We start from the raw sequence: 22366 nt of genomic DNA on the forward strand, positions 1-22366 counted from the left end.
GATATAATGCCCGCACGGACAGCGGGCGCGCCCGGAACTTCGTCAGGGCGCGCGCAGATGTTTCAGAAACGCAGATTGAAATGCCGGGTGAGCCCGATCTTGGCGATCAACTGATTGCGGCTGCCCTGCTGCACAATGGGCGACGCAGCCGCGTCGCCGTGCAAGCGGTCATACCGAACCGAACCTGTGATGCCCCAGTCGGCGCTCAGCGGCTGATAGGCGCCGATCTCGAAGCCGACCGAATGCATGCCGCCGCCCGGTCTGTAAGCACCAAGGCCCGACGCCACCGCTTCCGCCGCCGTGACCCCGAAATAGGTCCGTGCGAAACGCGCATTGCCGAATTCGGCACGCGGCCCCGCATGCAGCACCAGTCCGCCCTGACCCCGGTAAAGGGCGTTCGCACCGACCTCACCTGCGAACCCCCTGTGCCCGATCGCGCCATAGCGCAGGTCGCCATAGACTTGCCAGAACTCCGTCGTGTGCTGCAGCCCCAGCCCGATCTCGACCGACGCATCCACATCATTCAGACCGGCAAGCTCATCGGTGCCGTCCCGCCCGGCGATGTAGCGGAATGCGCCGCGCAGGCCGGTTCCGGGGGCGAAATGCCTCGGACCTGACGCATCGCCGAGTTGCACACGGCCGAATTGCAGCCCGGTGAAGCTGAAGCTGCCGCTGGGTGAAACCCGGTAGCTGTCTGACCCGAAATAGCTCGGTCCTATGGCCGCCCCCCCGGTCAGGGAAAACGCAAACATGCGGTCCTGCGCCTGGGCGGGTTGGCCCAGCAGAGCAGCAGTACAGACGGTTGCAGCGATTGCAGTACGGAACAGATGCATCCCGGAAATCCCTTCGATAATCCACGGCCCGTCAGTATTGACGTGGTGTTGAGGTAGGGCAGGAAATGCCCGTTTCTACCAGGAACACGGAAACAGACAGAAACCAGCGCCCGGTGCCCCGACAGGGGCCAAGCGGGCTTCCCTGAACCTCGATAGGCCGAAAACTGAGGGGGATCAATCGCTCTGGTTCGGATGCCAACCGAAGTGAGCTTCCGCCGCAACAAAGAGGGGGAGAGAAAAAGGTTCAGGGCACCGAGGCCAGAGTCTGAACATCCGGCGCGCGGATGTCAGGATTTCGGCTTGTCGTCGTAATCGCCCTGAAGGATGCGGCGGCTGTCGCCTTCGGGGTCTTCGTACATGCCTCGCTTCAGCGTCCAGTAAAACCCGCCAAGCCCCAGAAGGCCCAGGACCAGCGAAATCGGTATCAGAATGCCGAGAACGTCCATGGATGCCCTCCTTTCATTTCAGGCGCAGCGCATTCAGCGCCACCGTGATCGACGATATCGACATCGCCAGCGCGGCCCAGAGCGGCGTGGCAAAGCCTAGAAGCGCAATCGGTACTGCGATCACGTTATATCCGAACGAGATGACAAAGTTCTCACGAATCCGTTTGACCGATTTCACCGCGATCCGCTGCGCTTCGGCGATGGGCGATATGTCGGTGCCCAGAAGCACAATGTCCGAGGCCACCCGCGCCGCATCCAGCGCCGATGCCGGTGAGATGGAGACATGCGCAGCGGCCAGCGCCACCGTGTCATTGAGGCCGTCTCCGACCATCAGCACGCGCCGCCCCCCGGCCTGCATCCCCTCGATGATGGCGGCCTTTTCCTCGGGCAGGGCTTCGGCGCGCCAGTGGGCGATGCCCAGCCGCGCGGCCAGTTCACGCACCGCGCCCGGCACATCGCCGGAAATCAGCCAGACCTCCTTGCCCTGCGCCTGCAGCGCCCGCACCGCCGCCTCGGCCCCGGGGCGCAGCCGGTCGGCGAAGGTGACAGCGCGGATCGGCGCATCGCCGATGGCGAGATAGGTTGCGGTCACCTCCAGCGGGGTGGCCCCCACCCATGCGGCCCGGCCCAGCCGGACGCGCTGGCCGCGCCAGCTTGCCTGCACGCCATGGCCCGGCACCTCGGTAACGTCATCAAGCACTGCCGGAAGCGCCCCTGCGCGACGCGCCGCCCCTGCCAGCGCCATGGCCAGCGGATGGGACGAGGCACCGGCCAGCGCCGCCGCAACCGACAGCGCCTGCGGGTCCAGCGTATCAAGGTTGGTGGGTTCGGGCGTGCCCATGGTCAGCGTGCCGGTCTTGTCAAAGACCGCGGTGTCCACCTCGGCCAGACGTTCCAGCGCGGTGCCGTCCTTGATCAGCATGCCCGCGCGAAACAGCTTGCCCGAAGCCGCCGTCACCACCGCAGGCACCGCCAGCCCCAGCGCACAGGGGCAGGTGATGATCAGCGTGGCCGCCGCGATGTTGATCGCCAGCCGCACATCCCCGCCGCTGACCCACAGCCAGACCAGAAAGGCCGAAAGCGCCAGAACATGCACCACCGGCGAATACCCGCGCGAGGCGCGGTCAGCCAGCGTGGTGTAGCGGGTGCGCGCCGATTCAGCCACGGCGACCAGATCGGCCATACGGTGCAGCGAGCTGTCCTTGCCCGCCGCCGTCACCTGCACGCTCAGCGGCCCCGTCAGGTTGACGGCGCCCGCCGTGACCACGGTTTCCGGCCCGGCATAGGCGGGCAGCGTCTCGCCGGTGAGGATCGAGCGGTCAAGTTCTGATGTGCCCGCCATGACCACCCCGTCTACCGGAATCCGCCCGCCGGGGCGCACCAGCACAAGGTCACCGGGGCGCAGATCGGCCACCGAGACGGTCTCTTCAACCTGCGCGCCCTCCTTCACGCTCAGCCGGATCGCCCGTGGCACTTCCAGCGCCGCCAGTTCCTGCGCGGCCGAACGGGCGGCAGCGCGGGTCTGGAAATCAAGGTAGCGGCCCGCCAGCAGAAAGAAGGTCAGCATCACGGCGGCATCGAAATAGGCGTGGTGGCCGGAATTGAACGTCTCATAGACCGAAATCGCACTGGCCAGAATGATCGCCAGCGAGATCGGCACATCCATGCCCAGACGCCCGGCGCGCAGGCTGGCGATGGCGCTCTTGAAGAAGGGTTGGCCGGAAAAGGCCACGGTCGGCAGCGCAATCGCCGCCGAAATCAGATGGAACAGATCGCGCGTGGCATCGGTCGCACCGGACCAGACCGCCACCGACAGCAGCATGATGTTCATCATGCTGAACCCGGCCACGCCCAGCCGCATCAGCAGATCTCGGCGCTGGCGGTCGGTCTCGGTCATGGAAAGCGTGCCGGGGTCCAGCTCGAACGCCTCATAGCCCAGCGCCTTGATCCGTTTGGCCAGCGCCGCCGCATCCACCCCCTCCTCGGCCTGAACCGAGACGCGCTTGAGCGTCAGGTTCAGCCGCGCCGACTGCACGCCGGGCATCCCCTCCAGATCGCGCTCGATGGTCGAAATGCACAGCGCACAATGCGCGCCCGGCACCGACATGACGATGCGCGCGCCCTCAGCCGCAGCGCGGCTGGCCTGATCCAGCGCGGCGGGCATCGCCACACAGGCCGGGCAGGCTGAAAGGGACGGGGCATGCAGCGTGTCGCTCATGATCAGCCCCTATGCCGGAAGGAGACGCGCTGCCGGAACTCGGTTCCGTCCGGTGCGGTGGCGACAAGGCGCAGGTTCCAGTTGCCCGGCGCAATCGACACCGGCGCGGTGAATGTCCCCCCCTCATAGGCGAATTCGGGGCTCAGGTCGTCTCGGGTATGGGTGGCGCGGCCCAGCGTGGCATCCATCGTCGCCACATTGGCCGGGCTGCCGTCAGGATCGGTGAAAACCACGCGCAACTGCCCTTCGGTGACGCCCACCTGCACATCCCAGCCCAGCGAGCGCTGCGCCGTCAGCCGGTCGTTGAAGCCCTGGCTGGCAACATAGCTGTTGCGCACCTCAAGGCCGGGAAAGGTGCTGACGGCGCTGTAGGCCATCACCAGATTAACCGAGATGATGATGCCGAAGGCGCTGACAAACACGGCCAGAACCTTGCCGCCGGTCATCTTGCCGCGCGTGCTTTCGGGCGGTGTGCTCATTGGTGTGCTCTGTGGTGCTGCTTGTGTCATTGGCCTCTCCCGTTAAAGACGGTTTCACCGAATATGCGCGCGGTATCGCCCGCAACCGATGCCCATAGCCGCACCGGCGTCTGTGTTCCGCGTGCGGGCGGTGTGCCCGACGACGCGGTCAGATAAACACGCTGGTTCAGCTGTGTATCCGGTTGCACCGTCACCAGTTGCCCCGGCACCCCCTCGATCGTCAGCCGGATGGAGGGGTTGTCGGCAATCGACAGGAAGAACTGGCGCGGCTCATTATGCATGTTGCGCAGACGGATATCATAGGCATTGCGCACACTGCCATCCGACAGGACCACGAAGGTGGGGTTGCGGATCGGCGAAATGGAGATGTCGATATCGGTGCGCAGGAACAGCGCCACGATCAGACCCACACCGATCCCCGCCCAGAGGACGGTATAGACCATGGTGCGCAACCGGAACACATGCTTCCAGACTGAAATCGGCGTCTTGCCCTCGCGCTCGCTGATCTCATCCGACAGGGCCATGTAGCCGATCAGGCCGCGCGGCTTGCCGACCTTGTCCATCACGTCATTGCAGGCGTCGATGCACAACCCGCAGGTGATGCAGGCCAGTTGCTGGCCGTCGCGGATGTCGATGCCCATCGGGCAGACATTGACGCAGGCCATGCAGTCGATGCAGTCGCCCTGCGCCCCTTCCGGCGCGGCCTGCCCTTTTTTCAGCTTGCCGCGCGGCTCCCCGCGCCAGTCGCGGTATGAGATGGTGATCGTATCTTCGTCCATCATCGCCGCCTGAATGCGCGGCCATGGGCAGGCATAGATGCAGACCTGCTCGCGGAAAAAGCCGCCGAACAGGAAGGTGGTGCCGGTCAGGACCGCGATGGTGGTATAGGCGATGGGATGGGCGCTGAGGGTCAGCAGGTCGCGCAGCAGGGTGGGCGCATCGGTGAAATAGAACACCCACGCGCCGCCGGTGGCGAGCGCGATCAACAGCCAGACCAGCCATTTCAGCGAATATTTGCGCGCCTTCTCGGCGTTCCATTTCTGCCGGTGCAGGCGCAGCCGCGCGTTGCGGTCCCCCTCGATCCAGCGTTCGACCTGAATGAAAAGATCGGTCCAGACGGTCTGCGGGCAGGCATAGCCGCACCAGACACGGCCCAGCGCCGAGGTGAACAGGAAAAGGCCGATACCCGCCATGATCAGCAGGCCCGCGACGAAATAGAATTCATGCGGCCAGATTTCGATCATGAAGAAAAAGAACCGCCGGTTGGCAAGGTCCAGCAGCACTGCCTGATCCGGCAGCTCAGGGCCCCTGTCCCAGCGCAGCCAGGGCGTGATGTAGTAAAGCCCCAGCATGGCAGCCAGAAGCCACCATTTCAGGTTGCGGAACGCACCTGAAACGCGCCGCGGAAAGATCGGTTCGCGGGCCTGATAAAGCTGTTGGGTATCATCTGAAGTGCTCATTGCCCTTCTCCGTGGTTCACCTTGGGCATTGATTACCCTGCAGGATCACCGATGCCTTGACCTGCGTCAAAAGGCGGGTAAGTTCTATATCTTTCGATGCGGCAAAGGCGCGCACGGTTTTCAGGCCGCACACGCCCTTGAAAAAATCGGCTGCACCATTCCCCGGGAAACGCGCGAACAGGAACGAGGCCTGGTGCAGCCCCGACACCCCGTTTGACCGGAGCGCCGGATCTCAGCGCAGGGTTACTGCCCGCCACCCAGCTGGTGGACATAAGCGGCAACCGCACGGATTTCGGCATCGCGCAACCGGCCCGTGAAGCCCGGCATGATGCCGAAGCGCGAATTGACGACCGTGTGGCGGATATCGTCATAGGTGCCGCCATAGAGCCAGATGGCCGAGTTGAGCGGCGGCGCACCGACGAAAGTGTCACCCTCGCCATTGTCGCCGTGGCATGAGGCGCAGTTGAACATGAACACCTCTTCACCCGCGGCAGCCAGCGCGGCATCCGACGGCTGACCTGACAGGCGCAGCACATAATGCACCACCTGATCGATCTCCTGATCGCTCAGAAGGCCGTCGCGGCCAAAGGCAGGCATTTCCGACCAACGCGCGTCTGCATGGTCTTCGTTGCGGATGCCGTAGCGCACGGTCTGGTGGATATCATCCATCGTGCCGCCCCACATCCATTCATCGTCCAGAAGGTTGGGAAAGCCCGAGGCCTGAACCCCTGCCCCGCCGGTGCCGTGGCACTGAGAGCACTGGGCGCGGAACACGGCAGCACCGGCATTCACCGCAAAGCTCTGCAGTTCGCGGTCGTCATGGATGGCGTCCAGATCGGTGTCGAGCAGGCGCTCGAACCAGACCTGATTCTGCTGGTCGAACCGGGCAATCTCGGCGGCGACCTCACCGCGTGTCGAATAGCCCAGAATGCCCGAGGTGGCGCGCGTGACCATCGGCCAGGCCGGGTAGAAGATCATGTAGATCACGGCCCAGATGATGGTCAGATAGAAGGTCCACAGCCACCAGCGCGGCATCGGGTTGTCGTATTCCTCGATCCCGTCCCAGGAATGGCCCGTGGTGGGCGGGTCCTGTTTCAGCTTCGCCCTTGGATCAGGGTATTGCCGCTCGGGCGGGCTGACCCTGTTTTCGGGTGTCTTGTTCTTTGGATCAACCATCAGCGTGCCTCTTTGGGTTCGCGGTTGCCGGCGCGGGCTGCCGGAGCATCGTCGCCCGCCGGTCTGTCGTCATTGCGAAAGATCATCGACGCCGTTTCCTCATGAACCTTCTTTGACCCGGGCCGGAAGGCCCAGACCACGATGCCCACAAAGAACAGCGTCATGAACAAAAGGTGCCAGCTGTCGGCGAAGGTGCGCAGAAGTGTATAGGTTTCCATGCTTTTCCCCTTTCTCAGCGGCTTGCGTCAGGCACGAAGGTGCTGAAATCAACCAGCGTTCCCAGCATCTGCATATAGGCGATGAGCGCATCCATTTCGGTCAGCTCAGGCTGCCCGTCAAAGTTGCGGACCTGCGCCGAATGGTAGCGTGCCAGAAGGCCCGAAGTATCGGCATCAGGATTGGCCTGCGCCAGAAAGTCGGCACGGCCGTTTTCCAGCATCTCATCGGTATAAGGCACGCCGACCAGACGATAGGTGCGCAACAGATCCTCGATGTAACGCCCGTCGATCACCCGGTTCATCAGGAACGCGTAGCTGGGCATGATTGATTCCGGCACCACCGCGCGCGGGTCAATCATGTGCTGCACATGCCAGTCGTCCGAGTACCGCCCGCCAATGCGCGCCAGATCCGGCCCGGTGCGCTTGGAGCCCCACTGGAACGGATGGTCATACATCGATTCCGCCGCAAGGCTGTAATGGCCATAACGCTCGACCTCGTCGCGCATCGGGCGGATCATCTGGCTGTGGCAGACGTAGCAGCCTTCGCGCACATAGATCTCGCGCCCGGCCAGCTCCAGCGGCGAATAGGGCCGCACGCCTTCCACTTCCTCGATGGTGTTTTCCAGATAGAACAGCGGGACAATCTGAACCAGACCGCCGATGGTCACCACCAGAAAGCTGAGGACCAGAAGCAGCGTCGCATGCGTCTCGATCTTCTTGTGATGTTTGAGAATGCTCATGACGCCCTCCGGTTATTCAGCGGGCACCGCGGCGGCCGCGGGCTTACGTTCGCCCACGCTCGTCACGGTCTTCCACAGGTTGTAGCACATGATCAGCGCACCCAGCAGGAACATCACCCCGCCCAGCCCACGCACCACATACATCGGGAATTTGGCGGCCACGGTGTCAGCAAAGCTGTTGACCAGGAAGCCCTGGGCATCGACCTGCCGCCACATCAGCCCTTCCATGATGCCGGTCACCCACATCGAGGATGCGTAAAGAACGATCCCGATGGTCGCCAGCCAGAAGTGCCAGCTCACCAGCGACAGGCTGTAGAGGCGTTCGCGCTTCCACAGGCGCGGCACCAGATAGTACATCATGCCGAAGGTGATCATGCCGTTCCAGCCCAGAGCGCCGGAATGCACATGGCCGATGGTCCAGTCGGTATAGTGGCTGAGCGAGTTGACCGCGCGGATCGACATCATCGGCCCCTCAAAAGTGGCCATGCCGTAAAAGCCCACGGCGACCACCATCATGCGGATCACAGGGTCGGTGCGCAGCTTGTCCCAGGCGCCCGAAAGCGTCATCAGACCGTTGATCATACCACCCCAGGAGGGCATCCACAGCATGATAGAAAAGGTCATGCCCAGTGTCTGCGCCCAGTCAGGCAGCGCGGTATAATGCAGGTGGTGCGGACCGGCCCAGATATACAGGAAGATCAGCGCCCAGAAGTGGATGATCGACAGCTTGTAGCTGTAAACCGGGCGCTCGGCCTGCTTCGGGATGAAGTAATACATCATCCCCAGAAAGCCCGCCGTCAGGAAGAAGCCCACCGCGTTGTGGCCATACCACCACTGCACCATGGCCGACTGCACACCCGACCACACCGGGACCGAGGCCGAACCGAACACCGACACCGGGATCTGCACGTTGTTGACGACATGCAGCATCGCCACGGTGACGATGAACGACAGGTAGAACCAGTTGGCGACGTAGATATGCGGCTCACGGCGCTTGATCAGCGTACCCAGATAGACCGCAAGGAAGGCCACCCAGACGATGGTCAGCCACAGGTCGGTCAGCCATTCGGGCTCGGCATATTCCTGCCCCTGGGTTGAGCCCAGCACATAGCCGGTCGCGGCCATGACGATGAAGAGCTGGTAGCCCCAGAAGACAAACCACGCAAGGTTGCCACCCCAGAGCCGCGCCGCCGAGGTGCGCTGCACCACATAGAAGGCCGAGGCGATCAGCGCGTTACCGCCAAAGGCGAAAATCACCGCCGAGGTGTGCAGCGGCCGCAGGCGGCCGAAATTGGTAAAGCCCTGGGCAAATTCGAGGTTCAGCTCGGGCCAGGCAAGCTGAAAGGCGATGACCACGCCGACCAGAAAGCCGACCACGCCCCAGAACGCGGTGGCAATCACGCCGTAGCGCACCACCCCGTCCATGTATTCCAGTTGGTTGTGAACAACCGGCTCTCCCACGCGGCGGATCTGCCACAGGAAAAGCCCTCCCGCGGTCAACATGATGATGATCATGTGAACCAGATGGGCGAGATCGCGCGCGTAACTTGCAATGATCGCGGCGAAAACCGCGATCGCAGCAAGCACGATCAGCTTGACGTAATCCCACATTACTTGCGTCCCTCTATTCCGTTTTTATTGGCGTATCCCGGCCCCGCCCCGAAAAACGGAGAACGACACGCCGGACCTGCTGCACCTTGTCCCTTATCGGCCGGGTACGGCCTGCATACATTGATTCAGGTCAATTCCGGTAAACGGGGGGCTTGATTGAAATCAAGGACACGGTGATTGTTGCAGCCCAGTATCGGCCGTTGTCGGCGCCTGCGCGGATCGGTGCGGTGCGGCGCAAGCCTTTGAGGTAACACGAGGAATGAACATGGCCTACAAATCCATCACGACCTTCGTGAGCAGTGCCGCCGAGCTGGAGATCACCCTTCCGCCCGCGATCGACTTTGCCGAGCGCCAGGACGCCCATCTCAGTGCCTGTCTTCTGGGCGTGGACATGACTCCGGCAGGCGGCTTTTACATGGGGGCCTCGCCGCTTCTGCTTCAGGAAACCCTTGAGCGCGCCCAGGCCGACGCCGAATCGCTTGAAGCGCAGGCCCGCAAGAAGCTTGACCGCTCCGGGCTGCGCTGGAGTGCCGAATCGGCGGTGGTGCAGTTCGGCGGGCTGCCGGGGCTGGTGGGCCTGCGCGCCCGTTTCAGTGATCTGGTGATTCAGGTCCGTCCCTATGGCCGCGAGGCCCTGCCCACCCAGGAAGCCGCAATCGAGGCCGCACTGTTCGAGGGGCAGTCCGCAACCCTAATCGTGCCCGAAACCGGGCTGGGGCCGGATTTCGGCAAGCGCATCGTCGTCGCCTGGAACCAGTCGAACGAGGCGCTCAACGCCGTGCGCCGCGCCCTGCCCCTGCTGAAACAGGCCGATCTGGTGAATATCGTGGTCGTAAACCCCCCGGTGCACAGCCCCGAACGCTCTGACCCGGGCGGGCTGCTGACCCAGATGCTGGCGCGTCACGGTGTGCGCGCCGAGGTCTCGGTGCTGGCCAAGACCCTGCCGCGTGTTTCAGACGTGCTGATGCGCCATATTGCGGACACCAGCGCGAGCCTTCTGGTGATGGGCGCCTACGGCCATTCCCGCCTGCGCGAGGCCATTCTGGGCGGCGCCACCCGCAACGTGCTGGAAAACAGCGAAACGCCGGTGTTTCTGGCACATTAGAACCGGCTTTGCGGCCATGAGCGGCGGCGCAGGGGGGCTTTCAGCCCCCCTCTCCGGCTTCGCCGAATTCACCCCCCGAGGATATTTTCAAACAGGTGAAGGGGCGGGCAGGGTTTGAGCCTGTTGCAGAAAAGTGGGAACCGGTTTTCTGCTTCCTGAACATGCGTTGCCAAAAGGTCGGAGCGCGTCGTGTGAATGCGAATGAACGCGACACGCTCTGACGAAAGCTTAGCAGCCCTCAGATCAGAAAACCGCCGTCGGCGTCATCGCCCGCTTCCTCGACCAGCCGGTCGAAATCAGGGATGATGATGTGGCGTTTGCTTTCAATCTCGATCACGCCATCGCGGCGCAATGCCGAAATCTGGCGGCTGACCGTTTCCAGCGTCAGGCCCAGATATTCCGACATGGCCTCACGCGTCAGGGGCAGGTCAACGCTGACGCTTCCCGCATTCCTCTGCGCCTGAAGCGAAACATCCCGCCGGGCGATGATGGTGATCAGGCTGGCGATCTTTTCGCGCGCCGTCTTGCGCCCCAGAAGCAGCATCCATTCCCGCGCCGCGTCCAGCTCGTCCAGCGTCATCTCCAGAAGTCGCTGGCCGACATGCGGCGTGCTTATCATGACATCTTCAAAGGGTTTCTTGCGAAAGCAGCACATGACCAGATCGGTGGTGGCGGTCACGTCATAGGCCGCCGTTTCGCGCCCCGGGCGGCCGACAAAATCCGACGGCAGCAGCAGGCCCACCATCTGGCGGCGCCCGTCCTCCATCGTCTGGGTCAGCGTGGCAATGCCCGAGACAACCGAGGCCACGAAATCCATCCGGTCGCCGGACCACACCACGGTCTGTCCCGCCTCAAAACTGCGGTAATACTTGATCTCCTCCAGCTGAAGCATCTCATCCTCATCGCAGCGCGCGCAGACCGCACGGTGCCGGATAGGGCAGTCGCCGCAGGTCAGGTTGACCGTCTTGGCGGGGGCGATGGAGGTTTTCTGCATGATTTGATCTAGGTCAATGCTCTGGGCTGTCAACAAATTAAGCGTACCTGAATGAACAGTGAATCGCAACTCGCCCGGCTGGGCCTCTTCGACGCGCGTGTACCCCGCTACACGAGCTATCCGACCGCCCCGCAATTCTCGGCGGAGGTCGGCCAGACAGCCTTTGGCAACTGGCTTGGCGCGATTGAACCAAATAGCCGGATTTCGCTCTATATCCATGTGCCCTTCTGCCGCAGGCTGTGCTGGTTCTGCGCCTGCCGCACGCAGGGGACGAGCACGGACTCACCAGTTATCGCATACGTTGAAAACCTCAAGACCGAGCTGAAACTGCTGAAAAACGCCCTTCCTGAGGGGGTGACCCTGTCGCGCCTGCATTGGGGGGGCGGCACGCCGACCCTTCTGCCGGTGGCCCAGATGCGTGATCTGGCGGCGGCGATTTTCGATGCCGTGCCGCTGGGCGAAAAGGCCGAATTCTCGGTCGAGATCGACCCGAACGAGATCGATGAGCCGCGCCTGGATGCGCTGGCTGAGGCCGGGATGAACCGCGCCTCGATCGGCGTTCAGGATTTTGACCCCGAGATCCAGAAAACCATCGGCCGCGATCAGAGCTATGAAATCACCCGTTCCGCTGTCGAAGCGATTCGCGCCCGCGGTGTGCACAGCCTCAACGCGGATATCCTCTACGGCTTGCCCCATCAGACCCGCGCCCGCAGCGCCGACTCGGTGCAGAAACTGCTCTCGCTCGCACCGGACCGGGTGGCGCTCTATGGTTACGCCCATGTGCCCTGGATGGCGCGGCGCCAGCAGATGATCCCGTCTGACAGCCTGCCCCGCCCCGAAGAACGGCTGGAGCTGTTTGAAACCGCGCGGCGGCTTTTTGTCTGGGACGGCTACCACGAAATCGGCATCGACCATTTCGCGCGGCCTGAAGACGGTCTGGCGGTGGCGGCGCAGAACGGCACGCTGCGGCGCAATTTTCAGGGCTATACGGATGATACCGCGCTGGTGCTGATCGGTCTCGGCGCCTCTTCCATCTCGCGCTTCCCGCAGGGCTATGCGCAGATGAACCCCTCCACCTCGGGCTGGGCGAAGGCGGTGCAGGCCGGGCAGTTCGCCACCACGCGCGGCCATGCGTTCAAGGGCGATGACCTTCTGCGCGGGCGGATCATCGAAGCATTGATGTGCGATTTCTCGGTGAAAAGCGCCGAGCTGATCCGCGATTTCGGCGCCACACCGGCATTCCTCGACAGCCTCTTCGCCCCGGTCGCCAGGAAATTCGGCGCCTTCCTTCAGCATGATGCACAGGGCCTCACCGTCCCGCCCGAGGGCCGCCCTCTCACCCGGGTAATCGCCGCCGATTTTGATGCCTATGCCATGGCAAAAACAGGTCATTCCAGCGCCATCTGATCACTGCCCCTGCCGTCATGCTTTCACCTGTTCAGAAATATCCTGGGGGTGAATGGGCCGCAGGCCCAGAGGGGGCAAAGCCCCCTTCGCCGCGTGGCGCAGCCGCGCGGCCCGGCCAAACGGGATGAGTGTTGCGGCGAAGCCGTGATGCGAAGACGGGCGGGAGCGGCCCCTGCGCCTCTGGCTGATTCCGCAGCACGATACGGCGGCCCGGTTCCGGCCCCTAGATCCGCCCCTCGACGAAATCAATCAGGCGCGGCAGGCAGATGCTGCGCAGGTCGTAATTCTCGACGATATGCGCCCGCGCCGCCTCGCGCAGGTGGCGATAGACCATCGGGCGGGCCAGCGCGTCGGTCAGCACCTCGGCAATTTCGGCGGTATCAAAGAAATCCACCAGCCGCCCGTTCACCCCGTCAGTGATCAACTCTTCCACCGGGGCCGTGCGTGAGCCCACCACCAGCGCCCCCGCACTCATCGCCTCCAGCATCGACCATGACAGAACGAAGGGCACCGTCAGGTAGCAATGCACCCGCGTCGCCTGCATCAGGCCGACAAAGGTTGCATAAGGAACTCGGCCAGTGAAATGGACACGCGACATATCCAGCCGCCCGCTCACCTCCTCCAGAAAAATCTCCTTCCATGACCGCTCCCCGCCGGGCCGCGCGCCATAGCTGACATCATCGCCGCCCACGATCACCACCTGCACCTGCGGGCGGGCGCGCAACACCTCGGGCAGCGCGCGCAGAAAGCTGTGATACCCGCGGTAAGGTTCCAGGTTCCGGTTCACAAAGGTCAACAGCTCGTCCCCCGCGCGAAACACCGCGCCTGAGGGCAGCACCACTTCCGCCGCAGGGTCCGGAGCCAGCCGCTGCGTGTCGATCCCGTCATGGATGATGGTGATCTTGTCGCGGAAACAGGGCGGGAAGGTATCGGCCTGAAACTCGGTCGGCGCCAGCGCCGCCTCAGCCTGTGCCATCATCAGCGCCTGATGCCCTTGCCGGGCGATGACCGAAAAGGCCTTTTCAGGCTCAGGGCTGGCAAACTCCGGGTCAAACCCCACATCAAGCCCGCGCGCAGCGTAATAGAGCTCGGCATAGACCAGCAGCCGCGCTTCCGGCCAGACCTCGGGCAGAAACAGTGTCTCGCCCCAGCCGCCATGGCCAAAGATGACCTCGGGATAAAAGCCATGCGTATCGCGCAGCACCAGCGCCGCGCGGGCAGCGCGGTGGGCGCGGTTGGTCATCTCGGCATAGGTGGTGCCAAAGCGCGCCACTGCCGGGTCCGGCCGGGGTTCGGGCGCGCGGTAGCGGAAGGTGGTGATGGGCGAGGGCCGCTGGTTTCCTTCATCCGTCAGCGCCACAACCTCATGCCCGCGTTCCGCCAGCGCCGGTGCCAGATGCAGGAACTGGCCGGGAAAGTTCTGGTGCACGAGAAGGATTTTCACACGGCCTGCTCCGGCTTTTCCTCAACCCGGGTCTTGCCGATCACCCTGAGATCGAAAGCGGCGGCCATCAGGGCGCGGGTGTAATCGGTCTTTGGCGCATCGAACACGGTCTTTGACGGCCCGTATTCCACCACATCGCCCTCTTTCATGACCGCGACCTGATGCGCCATCGCCCGCACCACCCGCAGGTCATGGCTGATGAACAGATAGGCCAGCCCGTATTTGTGCTGAAGCGCGCGCAAAAGCTCAACGATCTGCACCTGCACCGTCATGTCCAGCGCCGATGTGGGTTCATCCAGCACCAGCAGGCTTGGCCGCAGGACCATGGCGCGGGCAATGGCGATGCGCTGCCGCTGCCCGCCGGAAAATTCATGCGGATAGCGGTGCATCATGGCGGCGTCCAGCCCCACCTCTTCCATCACCTCGGCCACCAGCGCGCGCGGGTTCCTGCCGGTGGGAATGCCATGCACCCCAAAGCCTTCGGCGATGATCTCTTCGACGGTCATACGCGGCGACAGGCTGCCAAACGGGTCCTGAAAGACAACCTGCATCTCGCGCCTGAGCGGCCTGAGCTGTTTCGCCTGCAACCCGGCGATACTGCGCCCCTTGAACCGTATCTCGCCGCTGGAGGAGATGAGCCGCATGATCGCCAGCGCGAGCGTGGTCTTGCCAGAGCCCGACTCACCGACAATCCCCAGCGTCTCACCGGCATGCAGCCGGATCGAGGCCTCGTTGACCGCCTTCACATGCCCCACCGTGCGCCGCAGAAAGCCGCGATGGATAGGGAACCAGACGCGCAGGGCATCGGTCTCCAGAACCGGCGCTGCGTCGGTCAGCACGGGCTCAGGCACGCCGGTCGGCTCTGCCGCCAGCAGCTTTTGCGTATAGGGGTGCTGGGGGTTGGCGAAAACCGCATCCGTCGGCCCCTGCTCGACAATCTCGCCGTGCTGCATCACGCAGACCCGGTCCGCCACCCGCCGCACGATCCCCAGATCATGGGTGATGAACAGCATCGCCATGCCTTCCTCACGCTTGAGACCGGCCAGCAGCTCCAGGATCTGCGCCTGAATGGTGACATCCAGCGCCGTCGTGGGCTCATCGGCGACCAGCAGCTTGGGGCCATTGGCCAGCGCCATCGCAATCATCACCCGCTGGCGTTGCCCGCCTGACAACTGGTGCGGATAGGCATTGAGGCGGCTTTCGGCCTCGCGGATACCGACCTTGTGCAGCAGCTCCAGCGCGCGCGCGCGTGCCGGTGCGCCGCGCAGGCCCTGATGCAGTGTCAGGGCCTCGGTCACCTGCTTTTCGACTGTATGCAGCGGGTTGAGGCTGGTCATCGGCTCCTGAAAGATGAAGCTGATGTCATTGCCCCGCACCCGGCGCAGTTCAGGCTCTTTCGCGCCGATCATCTGCGCCCCGGCAAAGGTGACCGACCCGCCGATATCAGCCGAATCCGGCAGCAAACCCACCGTGGACAGGGCGGTGACCGATTTGCCTGAACCGGACTCGCCCACCAGCGCCACGGTTTCCCCCGCCGCCACCGAGAACGACACCCCGCGCACGGCCTGCACCACCCGGCCGTCCTGCCGGAAGCTGACAGACAGGTTGGAGACGTCCAGAAGGGTCATCGAAAGGTCTTTCGCGGGTCAAAGGCGTCGCGCACGCCCTCAAAGATGAACACCAGCAGGCTGAGCATGATGGCGAAGGTGAAAAAGGCGCTGAAACCCAGCCAGGTGGCCTGCAGATGGGTCTTGGCCTGCAAGGTCAGCTCACCCAGCGAGGGCGCCGAGGCGGGCAGGCCGAAGCCCAGAAAATCCAGCGTTGCCAGCCCGGCGATCGCGCCGGTGACGATGAAGGGCAGAAGCGTGACGGTCGCCACCATGGCGTTGGGCAGCACATGGCGGAACATGATGCGGGTGTTGGAAACCCCCAGCGCGCGCGCGGCGCGGACATATTCGAAATTGCGCGCGCGCAGGAATTCGGCGCGCACCACGCCGACAAGGGCAGTCCAGCTGAACAGCACCATCAGAAAGACCAGCAGCCAGAAATTCATCGGAATGATCGCGGCCACGATGATGATGACGTAAAGCGACGGGACAGAGCCCCACAATTCGATCAGGCGCTGGAACAACAGATCGGTCAGGCCGCCGAAAAAGCCCTGTATCGCACCCGCCGCGATGCCGATCAGCGATGAGATGGCGACAACGACCAGCGCGAAAGTGACCGACAGGCGGAAACCATAGATCACCCGCGCCAGCACGTCGCGCGCGGTGTCATCGGTGCCCAGCAGATGGCGGCTGTCCGGTGGCGAGGGGGCCGGGCCGCCAAGATTGCTGACCGTGTTGTAGCTGTAGGGAATCGGCGGCCAGATCATCCAGCCCCGCGCGATGGGCTCACCCTCGACGGTGCCTTGCGACAGCGCTTCGGCCATAGCCTCCGCCGGGTCGTCAAGGCACAGCTCGGCCCCGCCGGTGCGGATCAGGCATTGCACCTCCTCCGATCGAAAGACCGCCTGGGTGCGGAACTCGCCGCCGAAGGCGGTCTCGGGGTAAAAGTTGAACGTGGGGAAGTGATAGGCACCCCGGTAGTTGATCAGGATGGGCCGGTCATTGGCGATGAACTCGGCGAAGAGCGAGAGAGTATAGAGCAGGGCAAAGACGATCAGCGACCAGAAGGCCCGGCGGTTGGCGCGGAAATTGCGCCAGCGGCGCTGGTTGAGCGGGGACAGCCGGATCATGCGTCCACGCCTCCACACCGGAGGAAAAGCGCAAGGGGGGCGTGCAATGCTTTCATTCCTAGCCCTCCCGCGTTTCAAAATCGATGCGCGGGTCGATCCAGACATACATCAGGTCCGAGATGATCCCCACAACCAGCCCCAGCAGCGTGAAGATGAACAGCGTGCCGAAGATCACCGGATAATCCCGCGCCACCGCCGCTTCAAAGAACAACCGCCCCAGCCCGTCCAGCGAGAAGATCGTCTCGATGATCAGCGATCCGCCAAAAAACGCCCCGATGAACACCGACGGAAAACCCGCGATCACGATCAGCATCGCGTTGCGGAACACATGCCCGTAAAGCACCTTGCGCTCCATCAGCCCCTTGGCCCGCGCCGTCATCACATATTGCTTGCGCAGCTCATCCAGAAAGCTGTTCTTGGTCAGCAGCGTCAGCGTGGCGAAACTGGAGATCGTCAGGGCGATCACCGGCAGGGTGATGTGCCAGAAGTAATCGACGATCTTGCCCCAGACCGACAGCTGGTTCCAGATTTCGGCCTCCGATGTCAGGCCGCGCGCCGGAAAAGCCTGCCAGTAAGAGCCCCCGGCGAACAGCACCAGCAGCAGGATCGCAAACAGAAAACCCGGGATCGCATAGCCCACGATGATCACCCCCGAGGTCCAGGTATCAAAGGGCGCCCCGTCGCGCACCGCCTTGCGGATACCCAGCGGGATGGAGATGACATAGGCAATCAGCGTTGACCACAGCCCCAGCGAAATCGATACCGGCATCTTCTCGATCACCAGATCAAGGACCGAGATGGAGCGGAAATAGCTGCTCCCGAAATCGAATCGCATGTAATTCCACAGCATGTTGAAGAACCGCTCGACCGGCGGCTTGTCAAAGCCGAATTCGCGCTCAAGCTGGGCGATGAATTCGGGCGGCAGGCCCCGCGCGCCGATATAGCGCTCATCCCCGCCGCCGCCGCCGCGCGCGACATCGTCACCGCCGCCGGAAAAGCTTTGGAACACATCGCCCTGCCCCTCCATCTGGGCAATGATCTGCTCGATGGGTCCGCCGGGCACAAACTGGACCAGCGTGAAATTGATCACCATCACGCCCAGAAGCGTGGGGATCACCAGCAGAAGCCTGCGCAGGATATAGGCGGTCATCGGCCCTTACCGCAGCGCGCCAGCCGCGCGCAGTGCTGCACCGGCCTCGGCGTCATACCACCAGAAATCCAGCACCCCTTCAGAGAAGAGCGGCAGTTCCTCCGGGTGGCGGTACATGTCCCAATAGGCGACCCAGCTGTCGGGGTTGTACCAGACCGGAATCATGAACCGCTCCCAGCGCAACACGCGGTCCAGCACCTTCAGGGCGACATCGCGCTCCTCAGGGGTGGGAGCATTGAGTGATATCTCGATCACCTCATCCACCAAAGGGCTGCGCAGTCCGGCGGGGTTGAACACATCATCCGCCGCCTCGGAACCGAAGCGCTGATGCAGCCCGGTGCCGGTATCCAGAAACGCCAGATACTGGTCGAACACGATGTCATAATCGCGGTCACGCGAGCGGGCAGTGTATTGCGCCGGGTCGATCTTTTGTGCCCGCGCCTGTACGCCCATCGCCTGCAGGTTCTGCACGAAGGTCTCGATCACCGATTCAAGCGATGAGGATGATGAATTGGCAAACGGCATTTCGATGCGCAACGGCTGACCCTGATCATTGCGCCGCACACCATCGGCACCGACAACCCAGCCCGCCTCTTCCAGAAGGGCATTAGCGCGGCGCATGTTGCGCCGGTCCTGCAACTGATCCGCCGACGAGGTATGCGCCACCACCACCGGCTCGCTCAGCAGTTCTGGCGGCACCAGATCGCCCAGGCTTTCCAGCAGGGCCAGTTCCGCGCCCTCAGGCACGCCCTGCGCCTCAAGCCTTGTGCCCTGACTGAAGGACTGCCGCTGGCTCATCAGCCCGTATTGCAGCTGCTGGTTGGTCCATTCAAAGTTATAGGCCAGCGACAGCGCCTCACGCACACGACGGTCCTGCAACTGCGGACGGTCAAGGTTGAAGACGAAGCCGGTGGGCGTGGGGGGCGTGCCATCGGGGATTTCCTCGCGGATGACATGGCCACGGCTGACGGCCGGGAAATCATAGCCCACCGCCCATTGCCGCGAATTACCCTCGGCGCGGAAGGTATATTCGCCGGTCTTGAACGCCTCGAACGCGGCCGAATCATCGGCGAAATACTCCACCCGGATCACATCGAAATTATGCCGCCCCACGCTGTTGGGCAGGTGCCAGCCCCAGTAATCAGGGTTGCGGCGATAGGTGATGCGGCGGTTGATCTGGTAGCTGTCGAGCATATACGGGCCGGAGCCCGGCGAGGTTTCCAGCCGGCTTTCGTCAAGGCGCGCGCCCGTGCGCTCATACCAGGCCTGCGAAAACACCGACTGGTAGCCGACCTGATCAATCAGGCTGCGCCGCGAGATGCCCGGCCGGAACTCAAACCGCACGGTATGGTCATCAAGCGCCTCGACACCGATAACCCGGTAGGACACGCCTTGCGAATAGGACGGCAGGGCCTGTTCCATCATCAGGTTATGGCTGAAAACCACGTCATGCGCCGTAAGCGGCGTGCCGTCGGAAAACCGCGCTTCGGGGCGCATGTGAAAGATCACCCAGTCCTTTGACGGCGGATATTCGATGCTATGCGCCAGAAGGCCGTAATACTCGCCGTAAACATCCGCAGGGACGCTGTCACCAAAAGGGCCCGCCATTTCCAGCAGACTTTCGTACATGGAGGTGGAAAAACGCCCGGCACGGCCTCGGCGGCTGTAGGGGTTCATCGAATCAAACGTGCCCGGCGCCCACATCGAAATCTCGCCGCCGCGCGGGGCATCCGGATTGACATAATTGTAACGCTCGAAATCCGGCGGATAGCTGAGGTCACCGTAGAACGAGTAGCCATGCGCAACGATCGTCTCACCGGCATCCGCGCCATCGCCCGCCTCCTGCCCGACAGCCTGCTGCCCCAGCGTCATGGCGGCAAGCGCCAGCACCGCACCGGCGGCCCAGACGCGCATCCGGCCAGGGGCGGGGCTGAGAGCAAGGGCACGGGCAGCGGTCGGATGGTTCATGCGGTTCTCCTGAGGCAGGGGCTTGTCTGACGTGTCACAGAGCGTCACGACAGCTAAAGGCAGCCAGCCCCGGGGTTCAAGTGGCGATTGCGTGAGAAGGGGTAAAAACGGCCCCGGGCCGGGTTGATGAGCCGCCCGGTGACCTGATTGACTGCTTGCGCAGACACCTGTTTGTCTTGCCGCTGCGCGGCGCAGGGGGCGCTGCCCCCGCCCGCTCTGCTGCCGCAGAGCGGACTCCCCCGGGATATTTGGAAACAGGTGAAAAGCAAAGCGCCGCGCCCGGCATACCTGTCTGGCAAAGGCGAAGGACCGGAGGCGCCATCGGAGGGCCGGGCATCAAAAAAGGCCGCAGCTTGCGCGGCGGCCTTTCGCATTGATCAGGCAGTGCAGCCTCAGCCGCCCTGGGTTTCCAGATAGGCAATCAGGTTCAGGCGGTCCTGAAGGCTGCGCATGCCGGCATAGCCCATGGTTGTGCCCGGCGCTGCGGCGCGCGGATTTTCGAGGAAGTGGTTCAGTGTCTCAACCGTCCAGATTTCGCCCAGTTGCTCAAGCGCGCCGGAATAGTTGAACCCCGCAACCACGTCGATCTCACGACCGACCACGCCATAGAGGTAAGGGCCGGTACCGTTGCGGCCTTCTTCCAGCGAGTGGCAGGCGCGGCAGTTGCGCCACAGGCCTTCACCAGCGGATGCATCCGCCTCGGCATAGAGCGCCATCACGTCGATTTCTTCGACGGGGCCTTCGTCCTCGGCAGCAGCATCTTCACCCAGATCGATCACATAGGCCTCAGGCGCAGCGCCATAGGGCATATAGACTTCGTCGGCGACCCACTTACCGACCAGGAGAAAAAGCAGAGCCGTGCAAAGCCCCGCTACTGCTTTGGTGAGTACCATCGTGTCGAACATGTCGCGTCCCGTTCATGCCTTTGCGGTTCCGGGGCTATCTACCCGCTTCCCCTTGGCGATTTCAAGCGATACTTAGCGCGACGAAATGACCAACCCCGCAATTCGGCACGGCAGACGAGGAAAACATGACCCAACGCATCGCCTTTCAGGGAGAGCCGGGCGCCTATTCGCACCAGGCCTGCGTCAATGCCCGCCCGGAGATGGAGGCGCTGCCCTGCCGCACCTTCGAGGATGTGATCGCCGCCGTCCATGAGGGCGAGGCCGCGCTGGCGATGCTGCCGGTGGAAAACACAACCTTTGGCCGGGTGCCCGACAACCACAACCTGCTGCCGCAATCGGGCCTGCATATCGTCGATGAAGCCTTTGTGCGGGTGCATATCAACCTGCTGGGCGTTCCCGGTGCGCGGCTGGGCGAGATCACCTCGGCGATGAGCCACCCGGTGCTGCTGGGCCAGTGCCGCGAGTTCCTCAAGCTGCACGGTATCCAGCGCGTGACCGGGGCCGATACCGCCGGTTCCGCGCGGCATGTGGCCGAGCTGGGCGACAGGAAACTGGCGGCGCTGGCGGGCGATCTGGCAGGCGAAATCTATGGGCTGGATGTGCTGGCCCGCCATATCGAGGATCAGGGCAACAACACCACGCGCTTTCTGGTGATGGGACTTGAGCCCGATTTCACGCACCGGGGCGATCATGGCATGATCACCACCTTCGTCTTTCAGGTGCGCAACATCCCGGCGGCGCTGTACAAGGCGATGGGCGGCTTTGCCACCAATGGCGTAAACATGACCAAGCTGGAAAGCTACATGGTCGGCGGCTCATTCACCGCGACCCAGTTCTATGCCGATATCGAGGGCCACCCCGAAGACCCCAATGTGCGCCTTGCGCTGGACGAGCTGCGCTATTTCACCACGATGCTGAAGATTCTGGGCACCTATCCGGCCGATGCCGCCCGCCGCTGAGCGGGCGGGCGGGCAAAGACGCGGGCACCAGAACGAGTGCGGGGAAAAGGGCAGCGTTGCGTCAGTCAGGCCTGCCCAGCATGGTCAGCGTGCGCTGGATCTTCTGCTCGACCTTGCCTTTGGCCAGTCGCAGGGTCTGGATGCCCACGCGCGCGGCAAGCGTATGGGGGGCCAGATCAAGCTCTGCTGCCACCTGACAGCCCCGCTCCGGCAGGTCGGTAAAGACGAAGGCCACATCGGCATCCACCATCTCGGAGGTGACGCGCAGGTTGATCACCCCGGGCGCTTCCATTCCGGCCAGCGTGATGGCCACCGGGCGCTCTTTCCCGGCCGAGACCACGTCCAGATGCCAGACAGTGCCCACCCCGCCGGACCCTTCGCGGCGCAGGTTCTTGCCAAAGCTTCCCAGCACGGCATCCATCCGCGCCGGATCGGCGAAGGTGCCGAACACTTTGCCCCGTGGCCGTTTGAAATCCTTTGTGGCGGCAATTTTCATGCAATCATCCTTTCACCCTG

Annotated in this window: 20 protein-coding genes; 3 read left to right on the forward strand and 17 right to left on the reverse strand. The window is 63.4% G+C overall.

Features of this window, described 5'->3' with window-relative positions:
• Window positions 1–62: 62 nt before the first annotated feature.
• From V7Q53_RS10615 to ccoN, 9 genes are all read right to left on the reverse strand, one after another.
• On the reverse strand, window positions 63–752 hold the full coding sequence (locus V7Q53_RS10615; RefSeq protein WP_333828518.1) for a MipA/OmpV family protein: 690 nt from the start codon (window positions 750–752) through the stop codon (window positions 63–65).
• A gap of 368 nt (window positions 753–1120) precedes the next feature.
• On the reverse strand, window positions 1121–1279 hold the full coding sequence (gene ccoS, locus V7Q53_RS10620; RefSeq protein ID WP_333828519.1) for a cbb3-type cytochrome oxidase assembly protein CcoS: 159 nt from the start codon (window positions 1277–1279) through the stop codon (window positions 1121–1123).
• 13 nt (window positions 1280–1292) lie between these two features.
• The gene (locus V7Q53_RS10625) at window positions 1293–3497 is read right to left on the reverse strand and encodes a heavy metal translocating P-type ATPase (RefSeq protein WP_333828520.1); all 2205 of its coding nucleotides are present in this window, start codon (window positions 3495–3497) and stop codon (window positions 1293–1295) included.
• A gap of 2 nt (window positions 3498–3499) precedes the next feature.
• The gene (locus V7Q53_RS10630) at window positions 3500–3976 is read right to left on the reverse strand and encodes a FixH family protein (RefSeq protein ID WP_333828521.1); all 477 of its coding nucleotides are present in this window, start codon (window positions 3974–3976) and stop codon (window positions 3500–3502) included.
• Between the two features lie 26 nt (window positions 3977–4002).
• The gene (ccoG, locus tag V7Q53_RS10635) at window positions 4003–5436 is read right to left on the reverse strand and encodes a cytochrome c oxidase accessory protein CcoG (RefSeq protein ID WP_333828522.1); all 1434 of its coding nucleotides are present in this window, start codon (window positions 5434–5436) and stop codon (window positions 4003–4005) included.
• Between the two features lie 243 nt (window positions 5437–5679).
• The gene (gene ccoP / locus V7Q53_RS10640) at window positions 5680–6612 is read right to left on the reverse strand and encodes a cytochrome-c oxidase, cbb3-type subunit III (RefSeq protein WP_333828523.1); all 933 of its coding nucleotides are present in this window, start codon (window positions 6610–6612) and stop codon (window positions 5680–5682) included.
• Window positions 6612–6830 carry a cbb3-type cytochrome c oxidase subunit 3 gene (locus tag V7Q53_RS10645; protein WP_333828524.1) on the reverse strand — a complete coding sequence of 73 codons (219 nt, stop codon included), beginning with the start codon at window positions 6828–6830 and terminating at the stop codon, window positions 6612–6614. Before V7Q53_RS10645 ends, ccoP begins: the two co-directional genes overlap by 1 nt.
• Window positions 6831–6844: 14 nt before the next feature.
• Complete coding sequence (gene ccoO, locus V7Q53_RS10650) at window positions 6845–7570, reverse strand: cytochrome-c oxidase, cbb3-type subunit II (RefSeq protein WP_333828525.1); 726 nt, start codon at window positions 7568–7570, stop codon at window positions 6845–6847.
• A 12-nt stretch (window positions 7571–7582) separates the two neighbouring features.
• Window positions 7583–9181, reverse strand: coding sequence for a cytochrome-c oxidase, cbb3-type subunit I (ccoN, locus tag V7Q53_RS10655; protein WP_333828526.1), 1599 nt, complete (start codon window positions 9179–9181; stop codon window positions 7583–7585).
• 265 nt (window positions 9182–9446) lie between these two features.
• Between ccoN and V7Q53_RS10660 the strand changes: the two genes are divergently transcribed.
• Window positions 9447–10286 (forward strand): universal stress protein, encoded by an 840-nt coding sequence (locus tag V7Q53_RS10660; protein WP_333828527.1) that lies wholly within the window; start codon window positions 9447–9449, stop codon window positions 10284–10286.
• Window positions 10287–10524: 238 nt separating this feature from the next.
• On the opposite strand, the gene fnrL is transcribed toward V7Q53_RS10660, so the two are convergent.
• Window positions 10525–11280, reverse strand: coding sequence for a transcriptional regulator FnrL (fnrL, locus tag V7Q53_RS10665; RefSeq protein WP_333828528.1), 756 nt, complete (start codon window positions 11278–11280; stop codon window positions 10525–10527).
• Window positions 11281–11331: 51 nt separating this feature from the next.
• On the opposite strand from fnrL, the gene hemN reads away from it, so the two are divergent.
• On the forward strand, window positions 11332–12687 hold the full coding sequence (hemN, locus tag V7Q53_RS10670; protein WP_333828529.1) for an oxygen-independent coproporphyrinogen III oxidase: 1356 nt from the start codon (window positions 11332–11334) through the stop codon (window positions 12685–12687).
• Between the two features lie 223 nt (window positions 12688–12910).
• Here hemN and V7Q53_RS10675 read toward each other — a convergent pair whose 3' ends face one another.
• The 6 genes from V7Q53_RS10675 to V7Q53_RS10700 form a co-directional block, all read right to left on the reverse strand.
• Complete coding sequence (locus V7Q53_RS10675; protein WP_333828530.1) at window positions 12911–14131, reverse strand: glycosyltransferase; 1221 nt, start codon at window positions 14129–14131, stop codon at window positions 12911–12913.
• Entirely contained in the window at window positions 14128–15759 is a 1632-nt protein-coding gene (locus tag V7Q53_RS10680) for an ABC transporter ATP-binding protein (protein ID WP_333828531.1), read from the reverse strand. The genes V7Q53_RS10675 and V7Q53_RS10680 overlap by 4 nt, the downstream gene beginning before the upstream one ends.
• Window positions 15756–16865: an ABC transporter permease gene (locus tag V7Q53_RS10685; RefSeq protein ID WP_333828540.1), complete on the reverse strand. Its 1110-nt coding sequence runs from the start codon at window positions 16863–16865 to the stop codon at window positions 15756–15758. The genes V7Q53_RS10680 and V7Q53_RS10685 overlap by 4 nt, the downstream gene beginning before the upstream one ends.
• A 61-nt stretch (window positions 16866–16926) precedes the next feature.
• Window positions 16927–18018, reverse strand: coding sequence for a microcin C ABC transporter permease YejB (locus tag V7Q53_RS10690; protein WP_333828532.1), 1092 nt, complete (start codon window positions 18016–18018; stop codon window positions 16927–16929).
• Between the two features lie 6 nt (window positions 18019–18024).
• Window positions 18025–19986, reverse strand: coding sequence for an extracellular solute-binding protein (locus tag V7Q53_RS10695; protein ID WP_333828533.1), 1962 nt, complete (start codon window positions 19984–19986; stop codon window positions 18025–18027).
• A gap of 392 nt (window positions 19987–20378) precedes the next feature.
• Window positions 20379–20891, reverse strand: a complete 513-nt coding sequence (locus tag V7Q53_RS10700; protein ID WP_333828534.1) for a c-type cytochrome — start codon at window positions 20889–20891, stop codon at window positions 20379–20381.
• Window positions 20892–21016: 125 nt separating this feature from the next.
• Between V7Q53_RS10700 and V7Q53_RS10705 the strand changes: the two genes are divergently transcribed.
• Window positions 21017–21850, forward strand: a complete 834-nt coding sequence (locus V7Q53_RS10705) for a prephenate dehydratase (RefSeq protein WP_333828535.1) — start codon at window positions 21017–21019, stop codon at window positions 21848–21850.
• A 61-nt stretch (window positions 21851–21911) separates the two neighbouring features.
• Here the strand turns inward: V7Q53_RS10705 and V7Q53_RS10710 are convergent, their stop codons facing one another.
• Window positions 21912–22346 (reverse strand): SRPBCC family protein, encoded by a 435-nt coding sequence (locus tag V7Q53_RS10710; protein WP_333828536.1) that lies wholly within the window; start codon window positions 22344–22346, stop codon window positions 21912–21914.
• Between the last annotated feature and the right edge of the window lie 20 nt (window positions 22347–22366).

This window comes from Pararhodobacter sp. (assembly GCF_036802785.1).
Taxonomy (GTDB): Bacteria; Pseudomonadota; Alphaproteobacteria; order Rhodobacterales; family Rhodobacteraceae; genus Pararhodobacter.

Bases quoted from the DNA above. Each gene is read 5' to 3' on its own strand.
- V7Q53_RS10615 (WP_333828518.1), bottom strand. From the start codon at position 752: ATGTTTGCGTTTTCCCTGACCGGGGGGGCGGCCATAGGACCGAGCTAT.
- ccoS (WP_333828519.1), bottom strand. From the start codon at position 1,279: ATGGACGTTCTCGGCATTCTGATACCGATTTCGCTGGTCCTGGGCCTT.
- V7Q53_RS10625 (WP_333828520.1), bottom strand. From the start codon at position 3,497: ATGAGCGACACGCTGCATGCCCCGTCCCTTTCAGCCTGCCCGGCCTGT.
- V7Q53_RS10630 (WP_333828521.1), bottom strand. From the start codon at position 3,976: ATGAGCACACCGCCCGAAAGCACGCGCGGCAAGATGACCGGCGGCAAG.
- ccoG (WP_333828522.1), bottom strand. From the start codon at position 5,436: ATGAGCACTTCAGATGATACCCAACAGCTTTATCAGGCCCGCGAACCG.
- ccoP (WP_333828523.1), bottom strand. From the start codon at position 6,612: ATGGTTGATCCAAAGAACAAGACACCCGAAAACAGGGTCAGCCCGCCC.
- V7Q53_RS10645 (WP_333828524.1), bottom strand. From the start codon at position 6,830: ATGGAAACCTATACACTTCTGCGCACCTTCGCCGACAGCTGGCACCTT.
- ccoO (WP_333828525.1), bottom strand. From the start codon at position 7,570: ATGAGCATTCTCAAACATCACAAGAAGATCGAGACGCATGCGACGCTG.
- ccoN (WP_333828526.1), bottom strand. From the start codon at position 9,181: ATGTGGGATTACGTCAAGCTGATCGTGCTTGCTGCGATCGCGGTTTTC.
- V7Q53_RS10660 (WP_333828527.1), top strand. From the start codon at position 9,447: ATGGCCTACAAATCCATCACGACCTTCGTGAGCAGTGCCGCCGAGCTG.
- fnrL (WP_333828528.1), bottom strand. From the start codon at position 11,280: ATGCAGAAAACCTCCATCGCCCCCGCCAAGACGGTCAACCTGACCTGC.
- hemN (WP_333828529.1), top strand. From the start codon at position 11,332: ATGAACAGTGAATCGCAACTCGCCCGGCTGGGCCTCTTCGACGCGCGT.
- V7Q53_RS10680 (WP_333828531.1), bottom strand. From the start codon at position 15,759: ATGACCCTTCTGGACGTCTCCAACCTGTCTGTCAGCTTCCGGCAGGAC.
- V7Q53_RS10690 (WP_333828532.1), bottom strand. From the start codon at position 18,018: ATGACCGCCTATATCCTGCGCAGGCTTCTGCTGGTGATCCCCACGCTT.
- V7Q53_RS10695 (WP_333828533.1), bottom strand. From the start codon at position 19,986: ATGAACCATCCGACCGCTGCCCGTGCCCTTGCTCTCAGCCCCGCCCCT.
- V7Q53_RS10700 (WP_333828534.1), bottom strand. From the start codon at position 20,891: ATGTTCGACACGATGGTACTCACCAAAGCAGTAGCGGGGCTTTGCACG.
- V7Q53_RS10705 (WP_333828535.1), top strand. From the start codon at position 21,017: ATGACCCAACGCATCGCCTTTCAGGGAGAGCCGGGCGCCTATTCGCAC.
- V7Q53_RS10710 (WP_333828536.1), bottom strand. From the start codon at position 22,346: ATGAAAATTGCCGCCACAAAGGATTTCAAACGGCCACGGGGCAAAGTG.